This window comes from Thalassospira sp. A3_1, assembly GCF_017744215.1.
In the GTDB taxonomy this organism is placed as follows: Bacteria; Pseudomonadota; Alphaproteobacteria; order Rhodospirillales; family Thalassospiraceae; genus Thalassospira; species Thalassospira lucentensis_A.
Window position 1 is genome coordinate 139,162 of sequence record NZ_JAGHQQ010000002.1, and the last position, 22,967, is coordinate 162,128.

The 22,967-nt window shown below is 55.8% G+C and carries 25 protein-coding genes; 5 read left to right on the plus strand and 20 right to left on the minus strand.

Annotated elements, in window-relative coordinates:
- The first annotated feature begins 24 nt into the window (after window positions 1–24).
- The 3 genes from J7395_RS07620 (at window position 25) to sigJ (ending at window position 1,994) form a co-directional block, all read left to right on the plus strand.
- Entirely contained in the window at window positions 25–450 is a 426-nt protein-coding gene (locus J7395_RS07620) for a hypothetical protein (RefSeq protein ID WP_209221098.1), read from the plus strand.
- A 109-nt stretch (window positions 451–559) separates the two neighbouring features.
- Complete coding sequence (locus J7395_RS07625; protein ID WP_209221099.1) at window positions 560–994, plus strand: carboxymuconolactone decarboxylase family protein; 435 nt, start codon at window positions 560–562, stop codon at window positions 992–994.
- 52 nt (window positions 995–1,046) lie between these two features.
- A complete protein-coding gene (sigJ, locus tag J7395_RS07630; protein ID WP_209221100.1) occupies window positions 1,047–1,994 on the plus strand; it encodes an RNA polymerase sigma factor SigJ in 948 nt (315 codons plus the stop codon).
- Between the two features lie 54 nt (window positions 1,995–2,048).
- Here sigJ and leuB read toward each other — a convergent pair whose 3' ends face one another.
- The 20 genes from leuB to ccoN form a co-directional block, all read right to left on the minus strand.
- On the minus strand, window positions 2,049–3,152 hold the full coding sequence (leuB, locus tag J7395_RS07635; protein ID WP_062951624.1) for a 3-isopropylmalate dehydrogenase: 1,104 nt from the start codon (window positions 3,150–3,152) through the stop codon (window positions 2,049–2,051).
- 89 nt (window positions 3,153–3,241) lie between these two features.
- Window positions 3,242–3,853, minus strand: a complete 612-nt coding sequence (gene leuD / locus J7395_RS07640) for a 3-isopropylmalate dehydratase small subunit (RefSeq protein WP_062951623.1) — start codon at window positions 3,851–3,853, stop codon at window positions 3,242–3,244.
- Window positions 3,854–3,858: 5 nt separating this feature from the next.
- Window positions 3,859–4,047, minus strand: a complete 189-nt coding sequence (locus J7395_RS07645) for a hypothetical protein (protein WP_062951622.1) — start codon at window positions 4,045–4,047, stop codon at window positions 3,859–3,861.
- Window positions 4,048–4,058: 11 nt separating this feature from the next.
- Complete coding sequence (gene leuC / locus J7395_RS07650) at window positions 4,059–5,465, minus strand: 3-isopropylmalate dehydratase large subunit (protein WP_097051317.1); 1,407 nt, start codon at window positions 5,463–5,465, stop codon at window positions 4,059–4,061.
- Between the two features lie 579 nt (window positions 5,466–6,044).
- Window positions 6,045–6,449, minus strand: a complete 405-nt coding sequence (gene rplS, locus J7395_RS07655; RefSeq protein ID WP_007089127.1) for a 50S ribosomal protein L19 — start codon at window positions 6,447–6,449, stop codon at window positions 6,045–6,047.
- 3 nt (window positions 6,450–6,452) lie between these two features.
- On the minus strand, window positions 6,453–7,169 hold the full coding sequence (gene trmD / locus J7395_RS07660; RefSeq protein WP_062951620.1) for a tRNA (guanosine(37)-N1)-methyltransferase TrmD: 717 nt from the start codon (window positions 7,167–7,169) through the stop codon (window positions 6,453–6,455).
- Between the two features lie 3 nt (window positions 7,170–7,172).
- Entirely contained in the window at window positions 7,173–7,847 is a 675-nt protein-coding gene (rimM, locus tag J7395_RS07665; protein ID WP_114111216.1) for a ribosome maturation factor RimM, read from the minus strand.
- 45 nt (window positions 7,848–7,892) lie between these two features.
- Window positions 7,893–8,297, minus strand: a complete 405-nt coding sequence (gene rpsP, locus J7395_RS07670; RefSeq protein ID WP_062958792.1) for a 30S ribosomal protein S16 — start codon at window positions 8,295–8,297, stop codon at window positions 7,893–7,895.
- A 127-nt stretch (window positions 8,298–8,424) separates the two neighbouring features.
- Window positions 8,425–9,909, minus strand: a complete 1,485-nt coding sequence (gene ffh / locus J7395_RS07675) for a signal recognition particle protein (protein ID WP_209221101.1) — start codon at window positions 9,907–9,909, stop codon at window positions 8,425–8,427.
- Window positions 9,910–10,141: 232 nt separating this feature from the next.
- Window positions 10,142–11,011: a pantoate--beta-alanine ligase gene (gene panC, locus J7395_RS07680; RefSeq protein ID WP_209221102.1), complete on the minus strand. Its 870-nt coding sequence runs from the start codon at window positions 11,009–11,011 to the stop codon at window positions 10,142–10,144.
- A 40-nt stretch (window positions 11,012–11,051) separates the two neighbouring features.
- Entirely contained in the window at window positions 11,052–11,900 is an 849-nt protein-coding gene (gene panB, locus J7395_RS07685; protein ID WP_209221103.1) for a 3-methyl-2-oxobutanoate hydroxymethyltransferase, read from the minus strand.
- 214 nt (window positions 11,901–12,114) lie between these two features.
- Window positions 12,115–12,813, minus strand: a complete 699-nt coding sequence (locus tag J7395_RS07690; RefSeq protein ID WP_062951615.1) for a cyclic nucleotide-binding domain-containing protein — start codon at window positions 12,811–12,813, stop codon at window positions 12,115–12,117.
- Window positions 12,814–12,905: 92 nt separating this feature from the next.
- On the minus strand, window positions 12,906–13,082 hold the full coding sequence (gene ccoS, locus J7395_RS07695) for a cbb3-type cytochrome oxidase assembly protein CcoS (protein ID WP_062951614.1): 177 nt from the start codon (window positions 13,080–13,082) through the stop codon (window positions 12,906–12,908).
- Window positions 13,079–15,511 (minus strand): heavy metal translocating P-type ATPase metal-binding domain-containing protein, encoded by a 2,433-nt coding sequence (locus J7395_RS07700; protein WP_209221104.1) that lies wholly within the window; start codon window positions 15,509–15,511, stop codon window positions 13,079–13,081. The genes ccoS and J7395_RS07700 overlap by 4 nt, the downstream gene beginning before the upstream one ends.
- Window positions 15,508–16,026 (minus strand): FixH family protein, encoded by a 519-nt coding sequence (locus J7395_RS07705; protein WP_062958787.1) that lies wholly within the window; start codon window positions 16,024–16,026, stop codon window positions 15,508–15,510. Before J7395_RS07705 ends, J7395_RS07700 begins: the two co-directional genes overlap by 4 nt.
- Before the next feature lie 58 nt (window positions 16,027–16,084).
- Window positions 16,085–17,581 (minus strand): cytochrome c oxidase accessory protein CcoG, encoded by a 1,497-nt coding sequence (gene ccoG / locus J7395_RS07710; RefSeq protein WP_209221105.1) that lies wholly within the window; start codon window positions 17,579–17,581, stop codon window positions 16,085–16,087.
- 231 nt (window positions 17,582–17,812) lie between these two features.
- Window positions 17,813–18,685, minus strand: a complete 873-nt coding sequence (gene ccoP / locus J7395_RS07715) for a cytochrome-c oxidase, cbb3-type subunit III (RefSeq protein WP_209221106.1) — start codon at window positions 18,683–18,685, stop codon at window positions 17,813–17,815.
- 15 nt (window positions 18,686–18,700) lie between these two features.
- On the minus strand, window positions 18,701–18,862 hold the full coding sequence (locus tag J7395_RS07720) for a cbb3-type cytochrome c oxidase subunit 3 (RefSeq protein ID WP_082824732.1): 162 nt from the start codon (window positions 18,860–18,862) through the stop codon (window positions 18,701–18,703).
- Between the two features lie 16 nt (window positions 18,863–18,878).
- Window positions 18,879–19,607, minus strand: coding sequence for a cytochrome-c oxidase, cbb3-type subunit II (gene ccoO, locus J7395_RS07725; RefSeq protein ID WP_062951609.1), 729 nt, complete (start codon window positions 19,605–19,607; stop codon window positions 18,879–18,881).
- Between the two features lie 13 nt (window positions 19,608–19,620).
- Window positions 19,621–21,078 (minus strand): cytochrome-c oxidase, cbb3-type subunit I, encoded by a 1,458-nt coding sequence (ccoN, locus tag J7395_RS07730; protein ID WP_062951674.1) that lies wholly within the window; start codon window positions 21,076–21,078, stop codon window positions 19,621–19,623.
- Window positions 21,079–21,504: 426 nt separating this feature from the next.
- Between ccoN and J7395_RS07735 the strand changes: the two genes are divergently transcribed.
- Both J7395_RS07735 and dapF read left to right on the plus strand, forming a co-directional pair.
- Window positions 21,505–21,996 (plus strand): hypothetical protein, encoded by a 492-nt coding sequence (locus J7395_RS07735; RefSeq protein ID WP_231886887.1) that lies wholly within the window; start codon window positions 21,505–21,507, stop codon window positions 21,994–21,996.
- Between the two features lie 50 nt (window positions 21,997–22,046).
- Window positions 22,047–22,892, plus strand: a complete 846-nt coding sequence (dapF, locus tag J7395_RS07740) for a diaminopimelate epimerase (protein WP_209221107.1) — start codon at window positions 22,047–22,049, stop codon at window positions 22,890–22,892.
- Window positions 22,893–22,967 lie beyond the last annotated feature (75 nt).

The following is a 22,967-nucleotide window of genomic DNA, read 5'->3' on the forward strand; positions in this document are numbered from 1 at the left end:
GTTGTTCCTTCGGGAGGAAACAACATGCTGAACATGACACACCGGGATAACCCGGTTACACGTGCATATTCCACCCAGATCACCCACCGTACCGGACCGCATATCGGCCGCGTTGATGATTATGTCCGTGCGCTTAAATCCATTGAGATATCCAGTTGCGAACGCGATATGCTTCGCGCCCATGCCAAGGCACCGGGGCGGGAAATTACGGGCAATCAACTGGCAAATACGATTGGTCATTTCGGGTCCCGGATCGGGAACAAGAAATACGGCAAACTGGCCCGCAAGATTGCGGTAGCGGCCGAATTGCCGACCTGCAAATCCGATGTCAGCGATTATTTGGCAGCGGTTTTCACATTGGCCGATGGTGCGCAGCAAAACAGCGAAGACTGGCATTGGGTCATGCATGAAGAAGTTGTCGAAGCCCTGAAAAAGACCCGCATCGTATAGAATTTCGGGCGTTATAAAGTTTTTTGGCCGGATATGTAACGCGGCTCAAAGCTGTTTCGTCCTGATTGCAGAGGGGATTTCCCCCGGTTTGCAATCACGGAGAAACATGATGAGCCGTTTTGACGTTCCGAAATCGAGCCCGAAAATTTTTGAAGCGATGCTGGGTCTTGCCAGCAGCCTTGAAGATAACTCGCAGATCCCGCGTGTCCTGCGTGATCTGGTGGAATGCCGGGTGTCGCAAATCAATGGATGTTCGCATTGCCTGCGCATGCATTCCAAAAGCCATGCCGACCACGGCGGTGATGCGATCAAGGTGACCATGCTGGCGGTCTGGCGTGCGGCCAAAGGGTATGACGAAGCCGAACGGGCAGCACTTGATTGGGCGGAATGCCTGACAGAGGCCGTTGATCAGGATCGTATTTCGCAAAGCTATCGCAATCTTGTCGATCATTTCGAAAAAGACGCCATTTCCGAGCTTACCTGCATCATTTCAACAATGAATGCCTGGAACCGTCTTGGTATCGCGCAGCATGAGTTTGCCTGATCGCAATCCCCGATCCGATAGGGTCTTTGCTTCGTCAGACCTATCGGGCAGGATGACCACCAAATCGGCGATGCGGGCTTGTCCCGTATCGCTTCATGTGTTTGACGGGGATCGCATGGCAGATCAGGTTTTCGAAACCCATCGCGGGCGGCTGCATGCCCTGGCCTATCGCATGCTGGGCAGTCATGCCGATGCCGAAGATGCCGTGCAGGATGTCTGGTTGCGCTGGCGGGCGACAGCAAAGGATGACATCCGCGATGCCACGGCGTGGCTGGTGCGGGTATGCAGCAATATCTGCCTTGATGTTCTGAAATCGGCCCGTCGTCAGCGTGAAAATTATGTAGGGCAGTGGTTGCCCGAACCCTGGGCGCCTGTGATTGAGGCGGAAGCCGAAAACAACCTGATTGAACGGGATGGTCTGGGGCAGGCCTATGTGATGATGCTTGAACGCTTGGGACCGGTCGAACGGGTTGCCCTTGTCCTGCATGATGTTTTTGACTGGTCACACGAGGAAATTGCCCCGGTGATCGAGCGGACCGAAAACAATACCCGCCAGATCCTGTTTCGCGCGCGCCGCAAGGTGAACCGCGAACATGACCGCGACCCAACACCGGTTCCCGATAGTGAAGCCGCCGATAAGGGGCAGGTTGCCGCCTTTGTCGATGCCCTGATCGGCGGGGATTTGCAAGCCCTGATCGGGCAGTTGGCACCCAATGTGATCATGCATTCCGATAGTGGCGGCAAGGCCCCGGCGGCGGCAAATCCGATTTATGGTGCGGAAAAGGTTGCGCGCTTCTTTACCGGTGTCTGGCGCAAAAAGGCCGAGAACGCGGTGGAAAGCATTGTGTTTGACGGAACAGATTACTGGCTGCTGCTGCATGAAGGCGACAGCCTTGTCTCCGCCGTTGGATTTGCACAGAAAGACGGTGCGGTGGTGGATATTTTTGTTCACCGGAACCCGGACAAGCTTGTTTTCCTGCAACATCTGGGACGGGCATAGAAAAAGGCCGGATCAATGATCCGGCCTTTGTTCTTTGAGGCGTGATCAGAAAGATCAGGCGATCTTGTCGAGTTCGTTGATCAGCGATTCACCCATGACGGTGGTCGAAACCTTTGCCATGCCCGGCTGCATGATGTCAGCGGTGCGCAGTCCGCCTTTCAGAACGTTCTGAACCGCGGTTTCGATCAGGGTGGCATCATCGCCCATGTCGAACGAGTAACGCAGCATCATGGCAAATGAGAGGATGGTTGCCAGCGGGTTGGCGATATCCTGGCCAGCGATGTCCGGGGCGGAGCCGTGTACCGGCTCGTAAAGCGCCTTGCGCGCACCGTTTTCATCGGCAGCACCCAGCGATGCGGACGGCAGCATACCGAGCGACCCGGTCAGCATGGCGGCACAATCGGAAAGGATGTCGCCAAACATGTTGGTGGTGACCATTACGTCAAACTGTTTCGGATTACGGACCAGCTGCATGGAGGCGTTATCAACATACATGTGGCTGACTTCGACTTCCGGGAAGTCCTTGGCAACGCGTTCAACAACTTCGCGCCACAGGACGGTCGATTCCAGAACGTTGGCCTTATCAACCGAACACAGGCGTTTGTTGCGCTTCATGGCCATGTCAAAGGCGACACGGGCGATACGTTCAACTTCCGGCTCGGAATAAACCAGCGTGTTGAAGCCAAAACGTACACCGTCGCGTTCTTCGATGCCGCGCGGCTGACCGAAATAGATGCCACCGGTCAGTTCGCGCAGGATCATGATATCCAGACCCTTGACGATGTCTTCCTTCAGCGTCGAGGCACCGACAAGCGCATCAAACACAAGTGCCGGACGCAGGTTGGCAAACAGGCCCATTTCCTTGCGGATTTTCAGAAGGCCGCGTTCCGGTTTGATTTCAAACGGAAGGTTATCCCATTTCGGACCACCAACAGCACCGAGCAGAACCGCATCGGCCGCCATGGCATCGGCAAGCGTTTCATCGGTCAGCGGATTGTTGTGCGCATCAATCGACGCGCCACCGATCAGACCTTCGGTGATTTCGAAATTGACGTTACGCTTCTTGGCCATCCAGTCCATGACGCGCTGAACCTGACGCATGACTTCGGGGCCAATGCCGTCGCCGGGCAGCATCAGAACTTTTTTGGTGGTGCTCATCAAACAATCCTTCCCAGATATTATCGGGGCCGCTCACCCCGTATCGACAAAAAGGGCGGCAAACCCGAACGGTCTGCCGCCTCTTTGAATTACAGCGACAGCCAGGGCTGCGACGCAGCGCGCTTGGCTTCGAAATCGTTGATCGCATCGCCCTTCTGAAGGGTCAGACCGATGTCATCAAGGCCGTTCAACAGGCAATGTTTGCGGAACGGTTCGACATCAAACTTGATGCAGCCGCCATCCGGACCATGGATTTCCTGTTTTTCAAGATCGATGGTGATGGTGGCGTTTTCGCCGCGTTCGGCGTCATCCATCAGCTTGTCGACATCTTCCTGCGGCAGACGGATCGGCAGTATGCCGTTCTTGAAGCAGTTGTTATAGAAAATGTCGGCAAAGCTTGGCGCGATGATGCAGCGAATGCCGAAATCAAGCAGCGACCAGGGCGCATGTTCGCGCGACGAACCACAGCCAAAGTTGTCACCCGATACGATGATCTTGGCGTTGCGATAGGCTGGCTTGTTCAGGACGAAATCCGGGATTTCGTTGCCCTTGTCGTCGTAACGCATTTCATCAAACAGGTTCTTGCCAAGGCCCGAACGCTTGATGGTTTTCAGGAACTGTTTCGGGATGATCATGTCGGTATCGACATTGATCATCGGCAGCGGTGCTGCCACACCGGTGAGGGTCGTGAACTTATCCATTAATCTTATCCCTTGCTTCCAGTTTCCCAGGCAAGACCGAGTGCCTCGATCAGTTCCTCGGTTGCGTCGATATCCTTCGCAACGAATTCGGGCAGGTTGATCCCGGTCAGCTGCGGAAGCAGCTGTTCAAGGATCGGGGCCCGGCCGCAGCGCGCCGCGCCATCACGGAAACTGATGAATGACTGTTCTGCCATGGGTTTCTGCCTTAACCGAGTTTGCGGACGTCAGTCAGATGACCGGTGACTGCCGCTGCCACGGCCATCGCCGGGCTGAGCAGGTGGGTACGGCCACCACGGCCCTGACGGCCTTCGAAGTTACGGTTCGAGGTCGATGCGCAACGTTCGCCCGGTTCCAATCGGTCCGGGTTCATCGCAAGGCACATCGAGCAGCCCGGTTCACGCCATTCAAAACCGGCTTCGAGGAATATCTCGTGCAGGCCTTCGGCTTCTGCCTGTTCCTTGACCAGACCGGAACCCGGAACGACCATGGCACTGACATGATCGGCAACCTTGCGACCCTTGGCGATAACCGCTGCGGCGCGCAGGTCTTCGATGCGGCCATTGGTGCAGGAACCGATAAAGACGCGATCAATCCTGATGTCTTCGATATTGGTGCCAGCGGTCAGGCCCATATATTCGAGCGAACGGGCGATGGCTTTCTGTTTGCCGGGGTCTTTGGCGTCGGACGGTGCCGGCACTTTGCCGTTAACCGGTACGACGTCTTCCGGGCTGGTGCCCCAGGTGACCTGCGGGATGATGTCGGCAGCATCGATTTCGACGATCTTGTCGTAATGCGCGCCTTCGTCAGACGGAAGGGTCTTCCAGTATTCGACAGCCTGTTCGAATGCGGCCCCTTTGGGTGCCATCGGGCGGCCCTTGATATATTCAAAGGTTTTTTCGTCCGGTGCGATCAGGCCCGCGCGTGCGCCGCCTTCGATCGACATGTTGCAGACGGTCATGCGGCCTTCCATCGACAGCGACCGAATGGCCGAACCGGCATATTCGATCACATAGCCGGTGCCACCGGCCGTGCCGATGCGCCCGATGATGGCAAGGGTCACGTCCTTGGCGGTAACGCCCGGATGCAGATCGCCTTCTACCTTGACCAGCATGTTTTTTGCCGGTTTCTGAACCAGCGTCTGGGTGGCCAGAACATGTTCGACTTCGGACGTGCCGATACCGAATGCCAGGGTGCCGAATGCGCCGTGGGTCGAGGTGTGCGAGTCGCCGCAGACCATGGTAATACCCGGCAAGGTGAAACCTTCTTCGGGGCCGACAATGTGAACGATGCCCTGGCGCAGGTCATTCATCGGGAAGTAATGGATGCCGGTATCCTTGGCGTTCTGGTCAAGGGTGTTGACCTGGATACGGCTGTCTTCTTCCTTGATGCCTTCGGAACGGTCCGTGGTCGGAACGTTATGATCCGGAACGGCAAGGGTGAGTTCCGGGTGGCGCACTTTGCGGCCGGCATTGCGAAGGCCTTCGAAAGCCTGCGGGCTGGTCACTTCATGAACGAGATGGCGGTCAATATAAATCAGGCAGGTACCATCATCCTGCGTATCGACCACGTGACTTTCCCAAATCTTGTCAAAAAGGGTTTTAGGCGCACCCATCTCGACCTCCTCTTAAAATCGATCTTGTATGCAGCGACGACCAGACAGTTGTGCCGGCAATGGACGTTAAACCGGGGATGTTTTTTACGACGGCAATCCCTGGATTGCGATGTCATGCGGCGCACTGTGTCGCCTGTTCCTCCGGGCATCCGGGTTTGTCCCGATATGCGAAATTTTATTATCCAGAACCGCACGGACTTGATCGTTTTTGCCGCGGGAGTGCCTTTATACACTCAAGCTTCCAAATCGCAAGCAACCGGGCGCGTGTTTTTTTACGCAATTACATCCCAAAGTAGATTCAGAGAAAATTGGGCATCCTGTAGTAGCCAAAACAACCAGATTCCAGGGGGATGCGGCCAAAGCAGGGATAGCTGATATAAAATAAAGTTATATGTTATTCGCAAGGTTTCCGCGCGTTACATCAATCGGGCACGAAAACCGGCGATTCGATATGATGCACGTATAAAGTGTATTTTGGGGTTCTTTGTCGCCCGGAACACAGGCAAAAGAAATAGCCCAAAAGAAACGAGCCCACCCGAAGGTGAGCCCGCTGATAATTCCGACGATACGGAACGCAGATTATTTCTTGCGTTCTGCAGCGGTCAGTTTGCCTTTGTGACCGGTGGTCTGTTCGGCGATACGTGCCGATTTACCGGTACGGCCACGCAGGTAGTAAAGTTTTGCGCGACGAACGTCACCGCGACGAACGACTTCGATTTTGTCGATCGCCGGGGAGTAGTTCTGGAAGATACGCTCGACACCTTCGCCCGATGCGATTTTACGCAGGGTGAAGGACGAGTTCAGGCCGCGGTTTTTCTTGGCGATGCAGACGCCTTCGAACTGCTGGATACGCTCGCGGGTGCCTTCAACGACTTTCAGGTGAACACGGACGGTGTCGCCTGCGTCGAATTCCGGAACTTCGCGTTTTGCAGCGATTTTATCGAGCTGATCTTTTTCGATCTGCTGGATGATTGCGTTGGTCATGGTTTAACCCTCTTTGATGTGCCCGCGTGCGACATACTGATCCCAAAGGTCAGGACGCCGAGCACGGGTAATTTCTTCTGCCTGAGCATGCCGCCAGGCTTGTACCTTGGCATGATGTCCGGAAAGCAAGATCTCCGGCACGTCACGCCCGTTCCAATTGGCCGGGCGCGTGTAATGCGGATATTCAAGCAACCCGGTTTCAAAGCTTTCCTCGTCGACGGATTCGGTCTTGTTGACCACACCTTCGATAAGGCGAATGCACGATTCAATCAGGACCATGGCCGGCAGTTCGCCGCCCATGAGGATGTAATCGCCAATGCTGATTTCCTCGACCGCGTGTTCATCAAGTACGCGCTGGTCGATACCTTCGTAACGACCGCACAACAGGATGGCACCCGGTCCGGCTGCCAATTCGCGGCAACGTTTCTGGTTCAGCATTTTCCCGCGCGGGCTGAGATAAATCAGCGGCAATTGCGGAGCTTCCGCACGCAATTCACGCAGGGTGGCGTCGACAATATCCGGGCGCATGACCATACCGGCCCCACCCCCGAAAGGATTGTCGTCAACAGTGCGGTGACGGTCGGTTGCATGATCACGGATGTCTTTGACATCCAGCGACCAGATCCCGTTTTCCAGTGCCCGTCCGGCCAGAGACTGGCCGAGCGCGCCCGGGAACATTTCCGGGAACAGGGTTGCAACCTTGGCCTGCCACACAGACATCGATCAGGCCTCCTTTCCGCTGCCGGTCGCAGTTTCTGCGCCTACTGCATCGGCAGTGACGGCATCAGAATCGCGGTCGGCCTGAGAGTCCTTGCGGGAGTTGCCCGGACGACGGGTACGATTGCCCGGTCCTTCTTCTTCCTGCAAAAGCCCCTCGGGCGGATTTACCACCAGCTTGCGTTCCGAAAGCACCACATCGGGCACGACTTCCTTGGTAAACGGCAGAACGACGACTTTGCCACGGACTTCTTCCAGAGCGATTTCGATCACATCGCCCGCGCCAAAATCAGCCACACCCCGTACGGTCCCGAACAGCGAACCATCAACATGATGGGCTTTCAGGCCGACAAGATCGGCAAGATAAAATTCGTCTTCGTCTTCCGTTTCCGGCAGGGCCGTCCGCGGTACATAAAGCTTGGTACCCCGCAGCCGTTCGGCCGCGTCCCGGTCGTTCACACCATCGATCTTGGCGATCAGCTGGTCGCGAACATGTCCGACAGGAGACAGTTTGAATTTCGCCTGTCCCTTGGCGTCGAACAACGGGCCGTAACCGACAAGGTTATCCGGATCGACGGTATAGCTTTTGACGCGCACGGCACCACGCACCCCGTGCGGGGCGGTGATCATGCCGACGCAGACAAATGCATCGTCGGTTTTGGATTTGCGGGTATCAGCCATTTCGGTTCACAAATTTCCGGTATCTGATCAAAGCGTGCGAAAAGCTTATTCTTCGCTGGCAGCTTCTTCAGCAGGAGCCGCAGCAGCTTCGGCAGCTGCAGCAGCAGCGGCTTCGGCTTTTTCAGCTTTTTCGCGAAGACGTTCCTGGGCTTTCGCCTTCGGAGCAGACTTCTGCGGCTGTTCGGTCGGTTTGAACGCTTCGGCCAGGCCAGCTTTGCCCAGGAAACGTGCAACACGATCGGTCGGCTGTGCGCCAACGCCCAGCCAGTATTTGATGCGCTCTTCTTTGAAGGTTACGCGGTTTTCAGCATCCTTCGGGAGCATCGGATCATAGGTACCGACTTTCTCGATGAAGCTGCCGTCACGCGGGGCACGGGCATCTGCAACTACGATACGGTAGTACGGACGCTTTTTGGCACCGCCACGGGAAAGACGAATCTTGACAGCCATTCGGATAAGTTCCTTTCAGCTTGGGTTTGTAGTCTTCAAGTTACGATCCCGAGGGATCAATTCATTCCGGTTGAGTGAACCGGGGTGTTTTGGTTCTTTCGAAAAATCTTGAGAACCGGGGGCTTGGCTATTTCTTTTTACCGAACCCCGGAAATCCCGGCGGCAAACCACCGCCGCCCAATCCCGGAAGCCCGGGCGGCAAGCCGCCCCCGGCACCGGGAAATCCTTTTGGCAACTTGCTCATATCGGGCATGTCACCCCCCTCGAACACCGAGGGATCCATTTTCGGCATGCCGCCGAACAGACCTTTTTTGCCCATTTTGCCCATTTTCTTGATCATGGTGGCCATGGTCTGATGCTGTTTGAGCAGCTTGTTCACATCCTGAACCGAAAGACCGCAGCCTGCGGCAATACGCTTTTTGCGCGATGCCTTGATCAGGGCCGGGTTTTCACGTTCCTTGGGCGTCATCGACAGGATGATCGCTTCCTGATGCGTCAGAAGTTTGGGATCAAGCTTGGTCTGCGACATCTGTTTTTTCAGCGCGCCCATGCCCGGCAGCATCCCCATGATACCGGAAAGATCACCCATTTTCTGAAGCTGCTTGAGCTGGGAAAGAAGATCGTTCAGGTCAAACTGACCCTTTGCGAGCTTCTTCGCCATTTTCTCGGCGTCTTCCTGTTTGATCGTCTCGGCAGCCTTTTCAACAAGGCTGACGACATCGCCCATACCGAGGATACGGTTGGCGATACGATCCGGATGGAAGGCTTCCATCTCGTCGATTTTTTCACCGGTACCGAGCATCTTGATCGGGCAGCCGGTGATCTGGCGCATCGAAAGAGCCGCACCACCGCGTGCATCGCCGTCGATACGGGTCAGAACGATACCGGTGATGCCGACCTTTTCGGCAAATTCCTTGGCCACATTGACCGAGTCCTGACCGGTCATCGCATCGGTGACCAGAAGGGTTTCGGCCGGGTTGACCGCGTCACGGACCTGGGCGACCTCGCTCATCAGTTCCATATCGATATGCAGGCGACCTGCAGTATCGAGGATGACGGCGTCGTAGCCTTCCTTGCGGCCGGTATCCATCGCACGTTTTGCAATCGAAACCGGCTTTTCGCCCATGACGATCGGCAGAACGTTCAGGCCGTTGCTATCAGCCAGAATTTTAAGCTGCTGCTGTGCGGCCGGCCGATAGATATCAAGCGACGCCAGAAGCACCTTCTTGTTGCGCTTTTTGGTCAGATGCAGTGCGATCTTGGCGGAGCTCGTGGTTTTACCCGAACCCTGCAGACCGACCATCAGGATCGGAACCGGCGGAGTGGCAGCAAGGTTGATATCCTCGCCCTCGCCCAGCATGTTTTTCAGTTCGTCATGGACGATCTTGACGACCATCTGTCCCGGCGTCACTGAACGCAGGACATCCTGACCAACCGCACGTTCGGTTGCATTGGTGATAAAGGATTTAACAACCGGCAGCGCCACGTCAGCCTCAAGCAGGGCGACGCGTACTTCGCGCATGGCTTCCTTGACGTCGGATTCTTTCAGCGCGCCACGTTTGCGCAGCTTGTCAAGAACACCGCCAAGGCGATCGCTTAGTCCTTCAAACATTCCAAATCCCGTCTGTGTTTCCGGTGTTTCCACCATGTACGCACAAAAAACTAAAACCCAGTGCTCGACAACTCGAGGACTGGGGGAGTCACCCCTTGGGCGACCTTTGTTGCGCAGGGTTTATGCGATAGGGGGTGGAGAGTCAAGCGCAATCAGGCTCAAAAGCGCGATGTTCTGCGCTTTTGATACCGATTTCATCGCAATCGGCGATTCGTCCCGGCCAGCCCGTTGTTTAACCCGCGATATTGGCCGGTTTGATGGCGTGATTGTCAATCAGGCGGGCTTTACCAAGATGAGCGGCGACAAAGACGCGGCTGGGACCTGTGACGCGTTCGGTGACCAGTTCAAGCGTATTGGCATCCCGGATTTCAAGGTAATCGATCGGGCTGAACCCCGCGCGCAGGATGTCTTCGCGTCCCTTGGTCAGCAGAGGGGCGATATCCTGCCCTGTTGCTGCGGCCCGGGTGATATCGGCCAGAACGCGGTTAAGCGTTGGGGCGACCACGCGTTCGGCCAGGGTCAGATAGCGGTTGCGCGATGACATTGCCAATCCGTCTTCCTCACGCAGGATCGGTGCACCGATGATTTCGACCGGTATGTTCAGGTCGGTGCTGAAACGCCGGATGACCATCAGCTGCTGATAGTCTTTCTGGCCGAATATCGCGCAATCTGGCAGGGCCTGCAGCAAAAGTTTGGTTACGATCTGGGCGACGCCGTCAAAATGGCCGGGCCGGGCGGCACCGCACAGCACGTTGGTCAGGGATCCGTCAACGCTGACGCGGGTGGCAAAGCCTTCTGGATACATTTCCTCGACCGAGGGGGCAAAGCACAGGTCCACCCCGGCAGCATCAAGCATCTTCTGATCATCGGGCAAGGTGCGCGGATAGGCACCGAAATCCTCGTTGGGGCCAAACTGCGTCGGATTGACGAAAATGCTGACAACAACACGATCAGCGTGATTGCGGATATGCTCCGTCAGGCTGATATGCCCGGCATGAAGGGCCCCCATTGTGGGAACCAGTCCGACGCGCAAACCTTCTGCGCGCCATTGGGCAATAACCGCGCGCAGTTCTGCAACGCTGTGAACGGTTTTAAGCGTCATTGTCGTGTTGTCGATCGTCTGTTGGGCGTATGCGGTGCTGCTATTTTACAGCGCGCAATTTGCCGGGTTTGGTTACGCCAAAGCAATGATCATCGGTCGGAAACTGACGTGTCCGGACTTCGGTGGCGTAGCTTTCAACCGCCTTGGAAATCTGATCGCCGAGATTGGCATAGCGTTTGACAAATTTCGGGGTGAAATCGGAAAACATTCCGAGGATATCTTCGGTCACCAATACCTGTCCGTCGCAGGCGACAGATGCGCCAATGCCGATGGTCGGAATATCGATTTCCGTGGTGATGCGTCGTGCCACGGCTTCGACCGTGCCTTCGACAACAACCGAAAATGCACCGGCTTGGGCAACGGCTTTTGCATCGGCAAGCACCTTGGCAGCAGCGTCGTCACCACGGCCCTGACTTTTGAAGCCGCCCATGATGTTGACCTGCTGAGGCATCAGGCCGATATGGGCCATGACGGGAATACCGCGCTGGCTCAGAAACGCGATGGTGTCGGCCAACTCGGTGCCACCTTCAAGTTTCACACCTGCGCAACCGGTTTCGGCCAGAATGCGTGATGCGGTGCGGAACGCCTGTTCCTTGGATTCCTGATAGCTTCCGAATGGCAGATCAACGATCACACAGGCGTTCGAGCTGCCGCGCATGACGGCCTTGCCGTGGTTGATCATCATGTCGACGGTGACGGCAAGGGTGCTTTCCATGCCGTAAACAACCATGCCCAATGAATCACCGACCAGAAGAAGGTCGCAGTGTTCATCCAGGCGTTGTGCCATCGGCGTGGTATAGGCCGTAAGGCAGACAACCGGTTCTGCACCCTTGCGGGCACGAATTTCAGGAACCGTGATGCGGCCCTGTTTTCTTGTGGTGGCACTCATGACGTTTCTCCCCCGGTATAACCGGATTTGGCTGCCCGATCTGTGTCAGGCGTGCCGTCATGTTTACAATATGATGACCATTTGCGGGAACTGTTTTTTCGCAATCGCGAAACAGGCTTTTGGTCGAATAGCCTTTAACAGGACGGGTCCCCGTTATTGCAGTCGCAGGATATTCAGTCCATTTCGCGATTTGTTGTGCATTTGCACAACGCAATCACAAACCTTCGGCAAGGTCTTCGAGCATATCAATGCCGACCGCTTCGATATGACGGTTATCCCTTAGAGTAATCGTCGCTTCCTTGCGCAACTGCGTCAGGGTTCGTGACACCGTTTCAATGGTCAGCCCAAGATAATCGGCGATGTCGGAACGGCTCATCGGTACCTGGATCGTGTCACTTTCCTCGCCGCGATGTTCCTGACGGCGGGCCAGCATCAGAAGGAAGGATGCGACTTTTTCCTTGGCGGTCTTGCGACCGAGCAGCAGCATCTGGTCCTGTGCGGCGGCCAGTTCGTCAACCGCCATGCCCAGCATGCGTTTTTCAAGACGCGGGAATTCGTCAAACAGCTTTTCAAGCTTTTCACGCGGGAAGCGGCAGGCGGTTACCGGCTCGATTGCTTCGGCGGTGTAGCTGTATGTGGTGTTCAGCGCCAGACCAAGAAAATCACCGGGGAAAAGGAAACCGGTGATCTGTCGGCGGCCATCACCCAGAAGTTTGTAAAGCTTTACCGAACCCGATGTGACGTTGAAAACGTAATCGGCATCTTCGGCTTCATGGAAAATCGTGCTGTGCGGATCAAACTGAACATGAGTCAGCATCTGGCGCAGACGGTCATGCTCCGTACCCTGCAAAGAAGAGCAGAAGGTCAAGTCCTTGATTCCGCAGGCCTCACAAAGCTGGGAACGCACAGACATGGCAAACTCCGGAGCTACATTTATTAAGGTGTTGAATTGGAATTAATCTATTCGATCAGATAGGGGCAGTTCAAGCGATACTAACGTTTCATTCAGTTGTTTTTCGTATGGCTGTCCTGCGGTTCCTGATCGTCGTCATCAAAAAGGATGCGATTGGCGGCCCCTTCCATATCATCGAACTGCCCGGATTTAAGCGACCACAGAAATGCCGCCAGCCCGAGAAGTCCCAGAAACAGGGCGATTGGTATCAGAAGTAATAGGTTGCTCATACTGACGGAGCTCCTGCCTCTTGGGCACGTACGGGGAGGGGCGCGCGATCTTCGATTATCGGTTTGTCACTTCCTGATCGCAGACGCAATGCGTTGGCGATCACAATCAAAGATGATGAAGACATCGCAATGGCGGCCACCAGTGGGGTGACCATGCCCGAAACCGCCAATGGAATCGTAATCAGGTTATAGCCAAATGAAAGCATGAAATTCTGCCGCACAAGCCGGTCGGATTTTTTGGCAACATCGATGGTCTCTATCACGGCTGAAAGACGATCTCCCTGAAACACGATATCGGCGACATTCTGGCTGATCTCGGCGGCACTGGCTGGTGACATGGATGCGTGAGCCGCGGCAAGTGCAGGCGCATCATTAATGCCGTCACCGACCATAAGGTCGCATTTTCCGTCTTCTGCGCGACGGGCGATTTCGTTTGCCTTGTCCGCCGGAGATAGTTGTGCCTTCCAGTCGCGGATGCCAAGCGTTTCGGCAAGCTGCGATACCGTCACCGGCCGATCTCCCGACAGAAGGGAAATATCAAATCCGCGTGCAGACAGCGTTTCGATAACCTGTTCTGCATCATGACGGGGGGCATCGCGGAAAACAAACCGAACGGCTGCCCGTCCCGGTTCCCGCAACCATATTTCGGGGCCCGCAACGTGGCTGGACAGGTCAGCATTTTCAGCAATGCCGCAAAATGCACGACTTCCTAGCCGAACCCTGCCACCGGGCAGTTCCGCAGACAATCCCTGCCCTGGATGTTCGGAGACGTTGGTGATTGGCGTTACATTTCCGGCGGCCCGAACCAGGGCACGGGATAGTGGATGGGTGCTATTGGCAGCGATGGAAGCTGCAAGTTCAAGCGACCCTTCATTTTCGGTATTGCTTATCAATTCGGGCTTGCCGGTGGTTAATGTACCGGTTTTATCAAAAATGACGCCGCGAATACTGGTCAGTCTTTCCAGTGCGGTGGCCGATTTGACAAGAATACCCGCACGCAACAGCCGCCCGGTTGCAATCACCTGAACGACCGGCACGGCGAGTGCCAGCGCGCAGGGGCAAGTGATGATCAGAACGGCAATCGCATTCATCAGGGCATCCTGCCAGCCAATCCCGCCAATCAGCCACCAACCCAGAAATGTCGTGCCTGAAAGAATATGGACTACGGGGGCATAGGATTTTGCCACCCTGTCGGCAAGGGCCACATATTTGGCACGTCCCTGTTCGGCATTTTCCATCAACCGGACAATTTCCGCCAAAAGCGTGGTTTGACCGGTTGCGGTAACACGTATGCGCAAGGGGGCTGAAATATTGGTTGTTCCGGCAAAAACGGTCGCGCCCGGTTTGGCAATGCCGGGGATGCTTTCACCCGTGATCAGGCTGGTGTCGATATCCGACTGCCCGTCGAGGATTTCACCATCAATGCCGATCCGTTCGCCTGCGGCCACCATAACAATCATGCCCGGCTTTGCCTTGTCAGGAGCGATCAGTCGGCGGGTGCCATCGTCATCGAGGACCGTGACCGACCGGGCATTTAGCGACAGCAAATGTTCGGCCGCCGATCGGGCCTGACCGCGAGCACGGCTGTCAAGATAACGACCGACCAGCAGGAAGAACAGAAGTGTTATCGCCGAATCAAAATAGGCATGAGGGCCGCCGCGCATGGTTTCGGCCAAGCTCATGCCAAGGGCAAGAATAACGCCGAGGCTGATCGGGACATCCATATTGACCCGGCGATTGCGGATCGCACCCCATGCGGATCGGTAAAACGGGATGCCGGCATAGGCCGCCGCCGGAAGAGCAATCAGGGCCGATATCCAGTGGAAAAGATCGCGGGTTGCCCCGCCCATGCCCTGAAAATACCCGGCCCAGACGGACACCGAAAGCAGCATGACATTGCCTGCGGCAAATCCGGCGACTGCCAGGCAGCGGAGCAATTCGCTGTTGCGGGCCTGTGTCGCCTGTTCGAGCGCTGCGGGATCAAACGGAATCAGCCGATATCCCATTTGCAGAACCGGTTTAACCAGCTCATCGACATCGGCAATGTTGCCGTTCCATGCCATCCTTAGGCGGCGGGTGGTCATGTTGACGCGCGCATGCAGGACGGACGGATTTTTTTGCAAAAGGGTTTCGATCAGCCAGACACAGGCAGCACAATGAATGCCGTCTACCATCAGGTTCAGATGATGAATGCCTTTGTCGTCGGTACTGACAAGGTCGGTGAAATTAATCGCTGCGATTTCATCCGTATCGGGGCGCAAAGGTCTGGTTTTTGGATCAATGCTTCGACGGCTGTAATAGGATTTCAGCCCAAGATCACCCAGAAGCGCGAACGCACCTGCACAGCCCCGACAGCAGAAATCGGGTCCCGCCGGTGACATGGATGTCACCGGATCTCCACAATGGTGACAGGTGTTCGGGGTTGTCATGGTTTTACAAGAACGGTCTCGACGGTTTGGTAATCATCACCAAGAGCGCGTGCAACGGTCCGGATTTCCCAGCGTCCATAAACCGGGAAGGCGGCACTGGCACGATATTCCCCCGGGGCGATTTCGGCCAGCCGGACAGTCTGGTCAAGGTCATCACGATCCGAACGGCGCAGAACGATTTCCATTTCTGCACCGCTGATCGGTTGGGAATCACGATCCCGGAACAGGACCGTAACCGTCGCGGACTGATTGATCAGGCCATCGACGGACAGTTTGCTGCGCCATCCCAGTTCTGCCTGGCGTTGCGCGCCTGACATTGCGGCATTGTAATTATTGCCTTCTTCAAAGGCGTGTTTGGTGACAAGGCCATTCCAGCTGGTCATTGAAAACGTGATCAGCGAGATATTGGCAATCAGCATGATCGCGAAACCACCGACGAAATACCACGGGATCAGACGATCCGATTTGCGCGGGCCGGTGCCAGAAGCCTGTGATGTTGTGGTCTGGATCGTCATAATCTTTTCTCCTGCCCGGTGGCACGTGATCGGCGGCCGGATCATCAAGCCGGTCCGGTTATTTCGGACCGGCAAATACCGTATCATAAGTTTCGCGAACATTATCCTCCGGATCTGTCACGCTGAACTCGAAGGGTGTTGATTCACTGCTTAATGTTTCCGGATTTGCCGCAACAAAGACGCGGAAACTGCCGACGCGATCAGGTGCGACATCCAGACTGAATGTGCCATCCTGGTTCGGTGTCAGACCGATCACCTGAAAATCGCTGGCATCAAGGCCTTCGATCTGAAGGATATAGGTTTTCTCAGCCTGTTCCTTGTTCAGGACTTTCAGCGTATAGCCGTTTCTGACGTCGCCATCTGACAACGTGACAAAGATCGGGTTACGGTCACGCAGGACGTTGACCTCAAGCGTTGTGCGGTTCAGAAGCCCAAAAGCCATTACCGAGGCAACAAGCACGAGAATGACCGAATAGAAAATCGTGCGCGGGCGGACGATGCGGATTTTGGTTGCCTTGCCATGGGCACGAAGCTGGCTGTTTTGCACGGAATCGAACCGCACCAGATCGCGCGGGAAGCCGACTTTGTCCATCATCTCGTTGCAGGCATCAATGCACAGGCCACAGCCGATACATTCCATCTGCAATCCGTCACGGATATCGATCCCCGTTGGGCACACGTTAAAGCAGGCATAGCAATCAATGCAGTGACCGACTTCCGGAACTTCGCCGCGGACAAGGTTCTTGCGTTTGATCGGGCCGCGGGGCTCGCCGCGCCAGCCTTCATAGGTGACGATCATCGACTCGTCATCAAGCATCGCCGACTGGAAACGCGGCCACGGGCACATATAGGTGCAAACCTGTTCGCGGGCCCAACCCGCCAGCAAATAGGTCGAAAATGTCAGAAACGCGATGGTGACATAAACGCCCAGTGACGCTTCGCCGGTAAAGATATCAACCATTACCGTGGGTGCATCGTTGAAATACAGCACGAAGGCACCACCGGTTGCGGCGGCAATCACCAGCCACGAAAGGTGGGTGGCACCGATTTTCCAGATTTTTTCATAGGTCCAAGGTGATTTGTCTAGGCGCATGCGGGCATTGCGATCCCCCTGAATATGGCGTTCGACAAGCATGAAAAGATCGGTCCACACCGTTTGCGGGCAGCCATAACCGCACCAGATGCGACCAAACAGGGATGTCGCCAGAAAAAGACCGATTGCCGCCAGGATCAGAAGGCCGGTGATGTAATAGACTTCCTGCGGCCAGATTTCGATAAAGAAGAAATAGGCGCGTCCCATATCCATATCGATCAGAACCGCCTGATCCGGCGCCGATGCGCCACGATCCCAGCGCAGCCAAGGCACGATCCAGTAAATCGCAAGCAGGGTACTCAGGGCGAACCATTTCAGGTTACGGAAATACCCCGACACCCGTTTCGGATAGACCTTGTCGCGGGTTTTATATAAAGGCTGGTCACGATCATCTTCCGGCAGCGTGTCATTTTGCGGGACGGGATGTGCGGGATCGGGCTGTTGCAAATGGGGCATGGCCATTGTCGCTACCTGACTGTTGTGCCGCATCGCCGATAACTGCTCTCTTGTGGTTTTGGGCCACCAGTCACCGGCACATCACGCGACGTTGGCATGCGGCATGCCAAGCCGGATTAGGATTATTCAAATTGCAGTGCCAACATACGAAAAACCCGCCGCACCCCACCATGATACAAATCAATTTTTGATCAGATCACAGTGCAGAAAGGTGCGGCGGGCAGAAGATTTTAAAGGTTACTGACCGCCACCAAGCGAGTGGACGTAAACCGTCAGCATTTTGATGGTTTCTTCGTCAAGACGACCACCCCAAGCAGGCATCACGCCACCGCGTGAATTGTTTACGGTTTCGGTGATGTTGGCAGCATCGCCGCCATACAGCCAGATTGCATCGGTCAGGTTGGGCGCGCCCAGTTCCTGAACACCCTTGGCGTCTTCGCCGTGGCAGGATGCGCAGTTATCGGCGAACACTTCGGCCCCGCGATTGGCAGCTGCCTTGTCGGTTTCGCGACCGGTAAAGGCCAGGACATACTGAACGACATCATTGATGTCTTCGCGTTCAAGTATCTCGTCACGACCAAAGGCGGGCATATCGTTGAACCGCGTGTCTTCGCTTGCATCCCAGCGGACGCCGACATGAACCGTTTCATTGACAGCCTCAAGCGTTCCGCCCCACAGCCAGTCATCATCCTGCAAGGAAGGGAAGCCCGGATTGCCCGAGCCGCCCGTGCCGTGACACGGTGCGCAGTTCTCGGCGAATACCGCCTTGCCGCCTGCCATCGAGAAGTTCAGCAGTTCGCTGTCATTGACGATTTCATCCAGATCCAGTGCTGCCAGACGCTCCATATAGGGGGCGCGTTCGGCAGCAACATTGGCCATGGTTTCGTGCAGCTGTGTACGGTTGGTGGTTTCAAACATACCGGTCAGGTAGCTTGTTGCGGTTGGCCAGGACGGATAAACCACCCAATAGCCGACCGACCAGATGATTGTGGCCCAGAAGACATACACCCACCAGGAAGGCAGCGGTGTGTTCAGCTCCTTGATGCCATCCCATTCATGACCGGTGGTTTCGTGGCCAGAAACCTGGTCTTTTTCGACATGTGTCGACATAGCTCGGTTCTCCCCCTAATCCTGATCCCGAAGCGGAATCCGGGCATGCGCATCCATATCTTCGCGGCGTTTCTTGCTGGGCCACATGACCCACGCAATGATCGATCCGAAAAGCAGCATCAGCCACAGACCCCACAAGGGGCGGAAAAAGTCAGCGAGTTGCGTAAAGAATTCCATGACGTTCCCCTTCGCCTTAGCGCAGGTTCAGCTGCGGGTTGTAACTGGTGAAATCAACCATCCGGCCCAGGACCTGCAGATACGCGACAAGCGCATCCATTTCGGTCAGTTTTGCCGGATTGCCATCAAAGTCACCGGTTGCCGCATTCGGATAGCGTGCAAGGAGTTCTTCGTAATCCTCGTCCGCCATTGCCTGCAGATACAGGTCAGCCTTGGCATTCTCGATCTGCTCGTCGGTGTAAGGAACACCGACCATTTTCAGCGTTTCAAGGTGTGCCTGGGCGTCATCGAACTTCAATTCGCGTTCCGCCAGGAACGGGTAGCCCGGCATGATCGATTCCGGCACGACCGCGCGCGGATCAATCAGGTGGGCAACATGCCAGTCGTTGGAATATTTGCCACCAACACGGGCAAGATCCGGGCCGGTACGTTTCGATCCCCACTGGAACGGATGGTCGTACATCGATTCCGCGGCAAGGCTGTAATGGCCATAACGTTCGACCTCGTCACGGAACGGACGGATCTGCTGGGAATGGCAGTTATAGCAGCCTTCGCGGAGATAGATGTTACGTCCCGCCTGTTCGAGCGGTGAATAGGGACGTACTCCTTCTACCTTCTCGATGGTCTGTTCCATCGTGAACAAGGGCACGATTTCAACAATACCACCGATGATGATGGTCAGGAAAATCCCGAGGACGAGAACAAAGACGTTCTTTTCAACAATATGGTGTTTTTTCAGAAGCATTTTCCCATCCCCCTTATTCGGCGGCCACGGTGGCAGGTGTGCCGATCGGTGCTTCGCGACGCAGATCACCCCTGATCGTCTTGTAGACGTTCCAGACCATGATCAGCGACCCCAGCACGAACAGCAGACCGCCCGTTGCACGAATGATATAGTAGGGGTGCATGGCTTCTACGGTTTCGATGAAGGAATACTGCAGGAAGCCCAGATCGTCATAGGCACGCCACATCAGACCCTGCATGATCCCCGATACCCACATCGACGTGATGTAAAGAACGATACCGATAGTGCCGAGCCAGAAGTGATGGGCCACCAGACGCATTGAATACAGGCGTTCACGGTGCCACAGGACCGGGATCAGGTGATAGATCGCGCCAAACGATACGAATGCCACCCAGCCAAGTGCGCCGGAATGAACGTGACCAATGGTCCAGTCGGTATAGTGTGACAGGCCGTTGACTGCCTTGATCGACATGACCGGACCTTCGAAGGTCGACATGCCATAGAAACCGACAGCCGCCACCATGAAACGCAGGACCGGGTCGGTGCGCAGTTTGTCCCATGCACCCGAAAGCGTCATCAGGCCGTTGATCATCCCACCCCAGGACGGCATCCACAGCATGATCGAGAAAGTCATGCCAAGTGTCTGCGCCCAATCCGGAAGTGCGGTATAGTGCAGGTGGTGCGGACCGGCCCAGATATATAAGAAGATCAGCGCCCAGAAGTGGATGATCGACAGGCGATACGAATAAACCGGACGTTCAGCACGCTTCGGAATGAAATAGTACATCATGCCGAGGAAGCCTGCCGTCAGGAAGAAGCCCACCGCGTTGTGGCCATACCACCACTGCGTCAGCGCATCCTGAACACCCGAGAACATCGAATAGGATTTGGCACCCGTGAACGAAACCGGTATCGCCAGGTTGTTGCCCAGATGCAGCATCGCAATCGTGACGATGAAGGCCAGATAGAACCAGTTCGCCACATAGATATGCGGTTCCGTACGTTTAAGCAGCGTACCGACGAAAACGGCAAGATACGCGACCCAGACCACGGTCAGCCAGATATCGACGAACCATTCCGGTTCAGCATATTCACGGCCCTGGGTAACCCCCGTGACATAGCCGATTGCGGCCATCACGATGAACAATTGGTAGCCCCAGAAAACAAACGACGGAAGCGCCTTGCCACCATAAAGTGACGTTCGGCAGGTTCGTTGCACCACATAGAACGACGTCGCCAGAAGGGCGTTGCCGCCAAAGGCAAAAATCACTGCCGATGTATGCAGCGGGCGCAGACGTCCGAAGTTCAGGAATTCGTTATCAAAGTTAAGCGCCGGAAACGCGAGCTGCCAGGCAATTAAATCGCCCGCCAGAAATCCGACGACGCCCCAAAATACAGTCGCCAGTGCGCCCCAGCGCACAACGTCCATATTGTAATCAACAGCAACTGGCGTTGATGCTGTCTGTGCCATGCTCCCCTGGCTCATGCTTGACTCCCGTTCAAGGTGTTCGGGTGAGTTGTCCCCAATCCGATCGGTCAACTCCATCAGTCCCGGCGGTGACCGGGTGCGACACATGCCATCCCCTTGCCACCTGCACCAAAAGCCCCACCGCTGCGGTGATGCGCTATTTGCGGCATCACATGCAAAACGGACGAGGCTTTTGAATGTCTGATGATTATGCGGGCAGGAGCCGCCGACGCCATTGATCCACGTCAATATCGGCGTGCAAAAGCCCCGTGTCTTTCAATCTTCAGGCAAAGCTCGCCCGCGTTGCGGGACAATTGATTGCTAAGTGTGTTTATGCGCGTTCGGGCCTGCAAAGGTGTTGATACAGGTCAAGGTGGCCCCGAATTCTTTGCGGCATGATCGCCAAAATTCCCGGGAAGAGCAGCAATCATGTCAACAACCTATCAGGCACGGCCCTTAACACATCACACGGCGGATATGACCTTTCCGCTCGTACAGATGATGCAAACCGGCCTTACGGTGGAACGCTGGCGCGAGTTTGTTGCCGAGTTCTGTGCGGATCGCGGCAACAGCGTGATCGGTGCCGGATGCGACGATATTCTGTGGCAGCGCCCGCGCGGCATCATCGTGATCGCCAATGAGCGGGGGTATATCCATGGTCTGTTTTCCTATCAGGTGCGTGACGACATTGCCGAGGGCCTTGTCCTGCATGTCGACAACATCATGGCGGTCGAAATCGTTTCCAGGCCCTATGTGCTTGATGCGATGCGCAATGCGATGAACCGTCTGGGTCGTGAACATCATTGTGCGGCGGTTCATGTTTCGGTCGGCGAAATGGAAGAACGCCTGCGCGATTATTTCAGCGGAGCCGGCTTTGTGCCGCGCAAAATCCGTTACTGCGCACCGGCAGCACAGCATTGATCGCATTGAGTTTGGTGGACGGCATCCGCTGACACCGTTATAAGGCGGTTATGAACGGTATTCCTTTTGTCAAAATGCATGGTCTGGGAAATGATTTCGTTGTCTTTGACGGACGACGCGATCCCGCCGTGCTTGATCTTGATAACGCGACCGCGGCCCGCATCGCGGATCGCAAGACCGGAGTCGGTTGCGACCAGTTGATCGTGATCGAACCGGCGCGAGACGAGCTTGCAGATGCCTTCATGCGCATTCGCAATAATGACGGCGGCGAGGTCGAGGCCTGCGGCAATGCCACGCGCTGTGTCGCAAACATTGTCATGGGTGAACTTGGTCGCAAGGATGTCATTATTGAAACCGTTGTCGGTTTGCTTGATGCCAATGGACTGGCCGATGGCCGTGTCACCGTTGATATGGGGCAGGTGAGGCTGGACTGGCGCGATATTCCGCTGGGTCAGGCGGTGGATACCAACCATATTCCGTTGTCTCTGGGCAGCCTGTCGGATGCGGTCGGTGTTAATGTTGGCAATCCGCACGCCGTGTTCTTTGTCGATGATGCCGAGTCGATTGATATCGAAAAGCTTGGTCCCGTCCTAGAACATCACGAGATGTTCCCCGAACGCGCGAATATCGAGGTATGCAGCATCATCGGCGAAAACCGGATTCGCATGCGGGTCTGGGAACGCGGTGTTGGTGTGACGCGCGCATGTGGCACGGGTGCCTGTGCTGCCGGTGTTGCGGCTGCGCGCCGTGGTTTGACGGGCCGGAAAACTGAAATCATTCTGGATGGCGGTCCGCTGACCATCGAATGGCTGCCCGATGATCATGTCCTGATGACCGGGCCGGTTGCGACCAGCTTCTCGGGCTTTTTGCACGGATCCCTTCTGGGACAGCATTGATTGGATTTATGGTGCCGACCCCGCGGGCAACATGACGGGTCGGTGTCGTTATGAACGGGTTCTCCGTTCACCCCA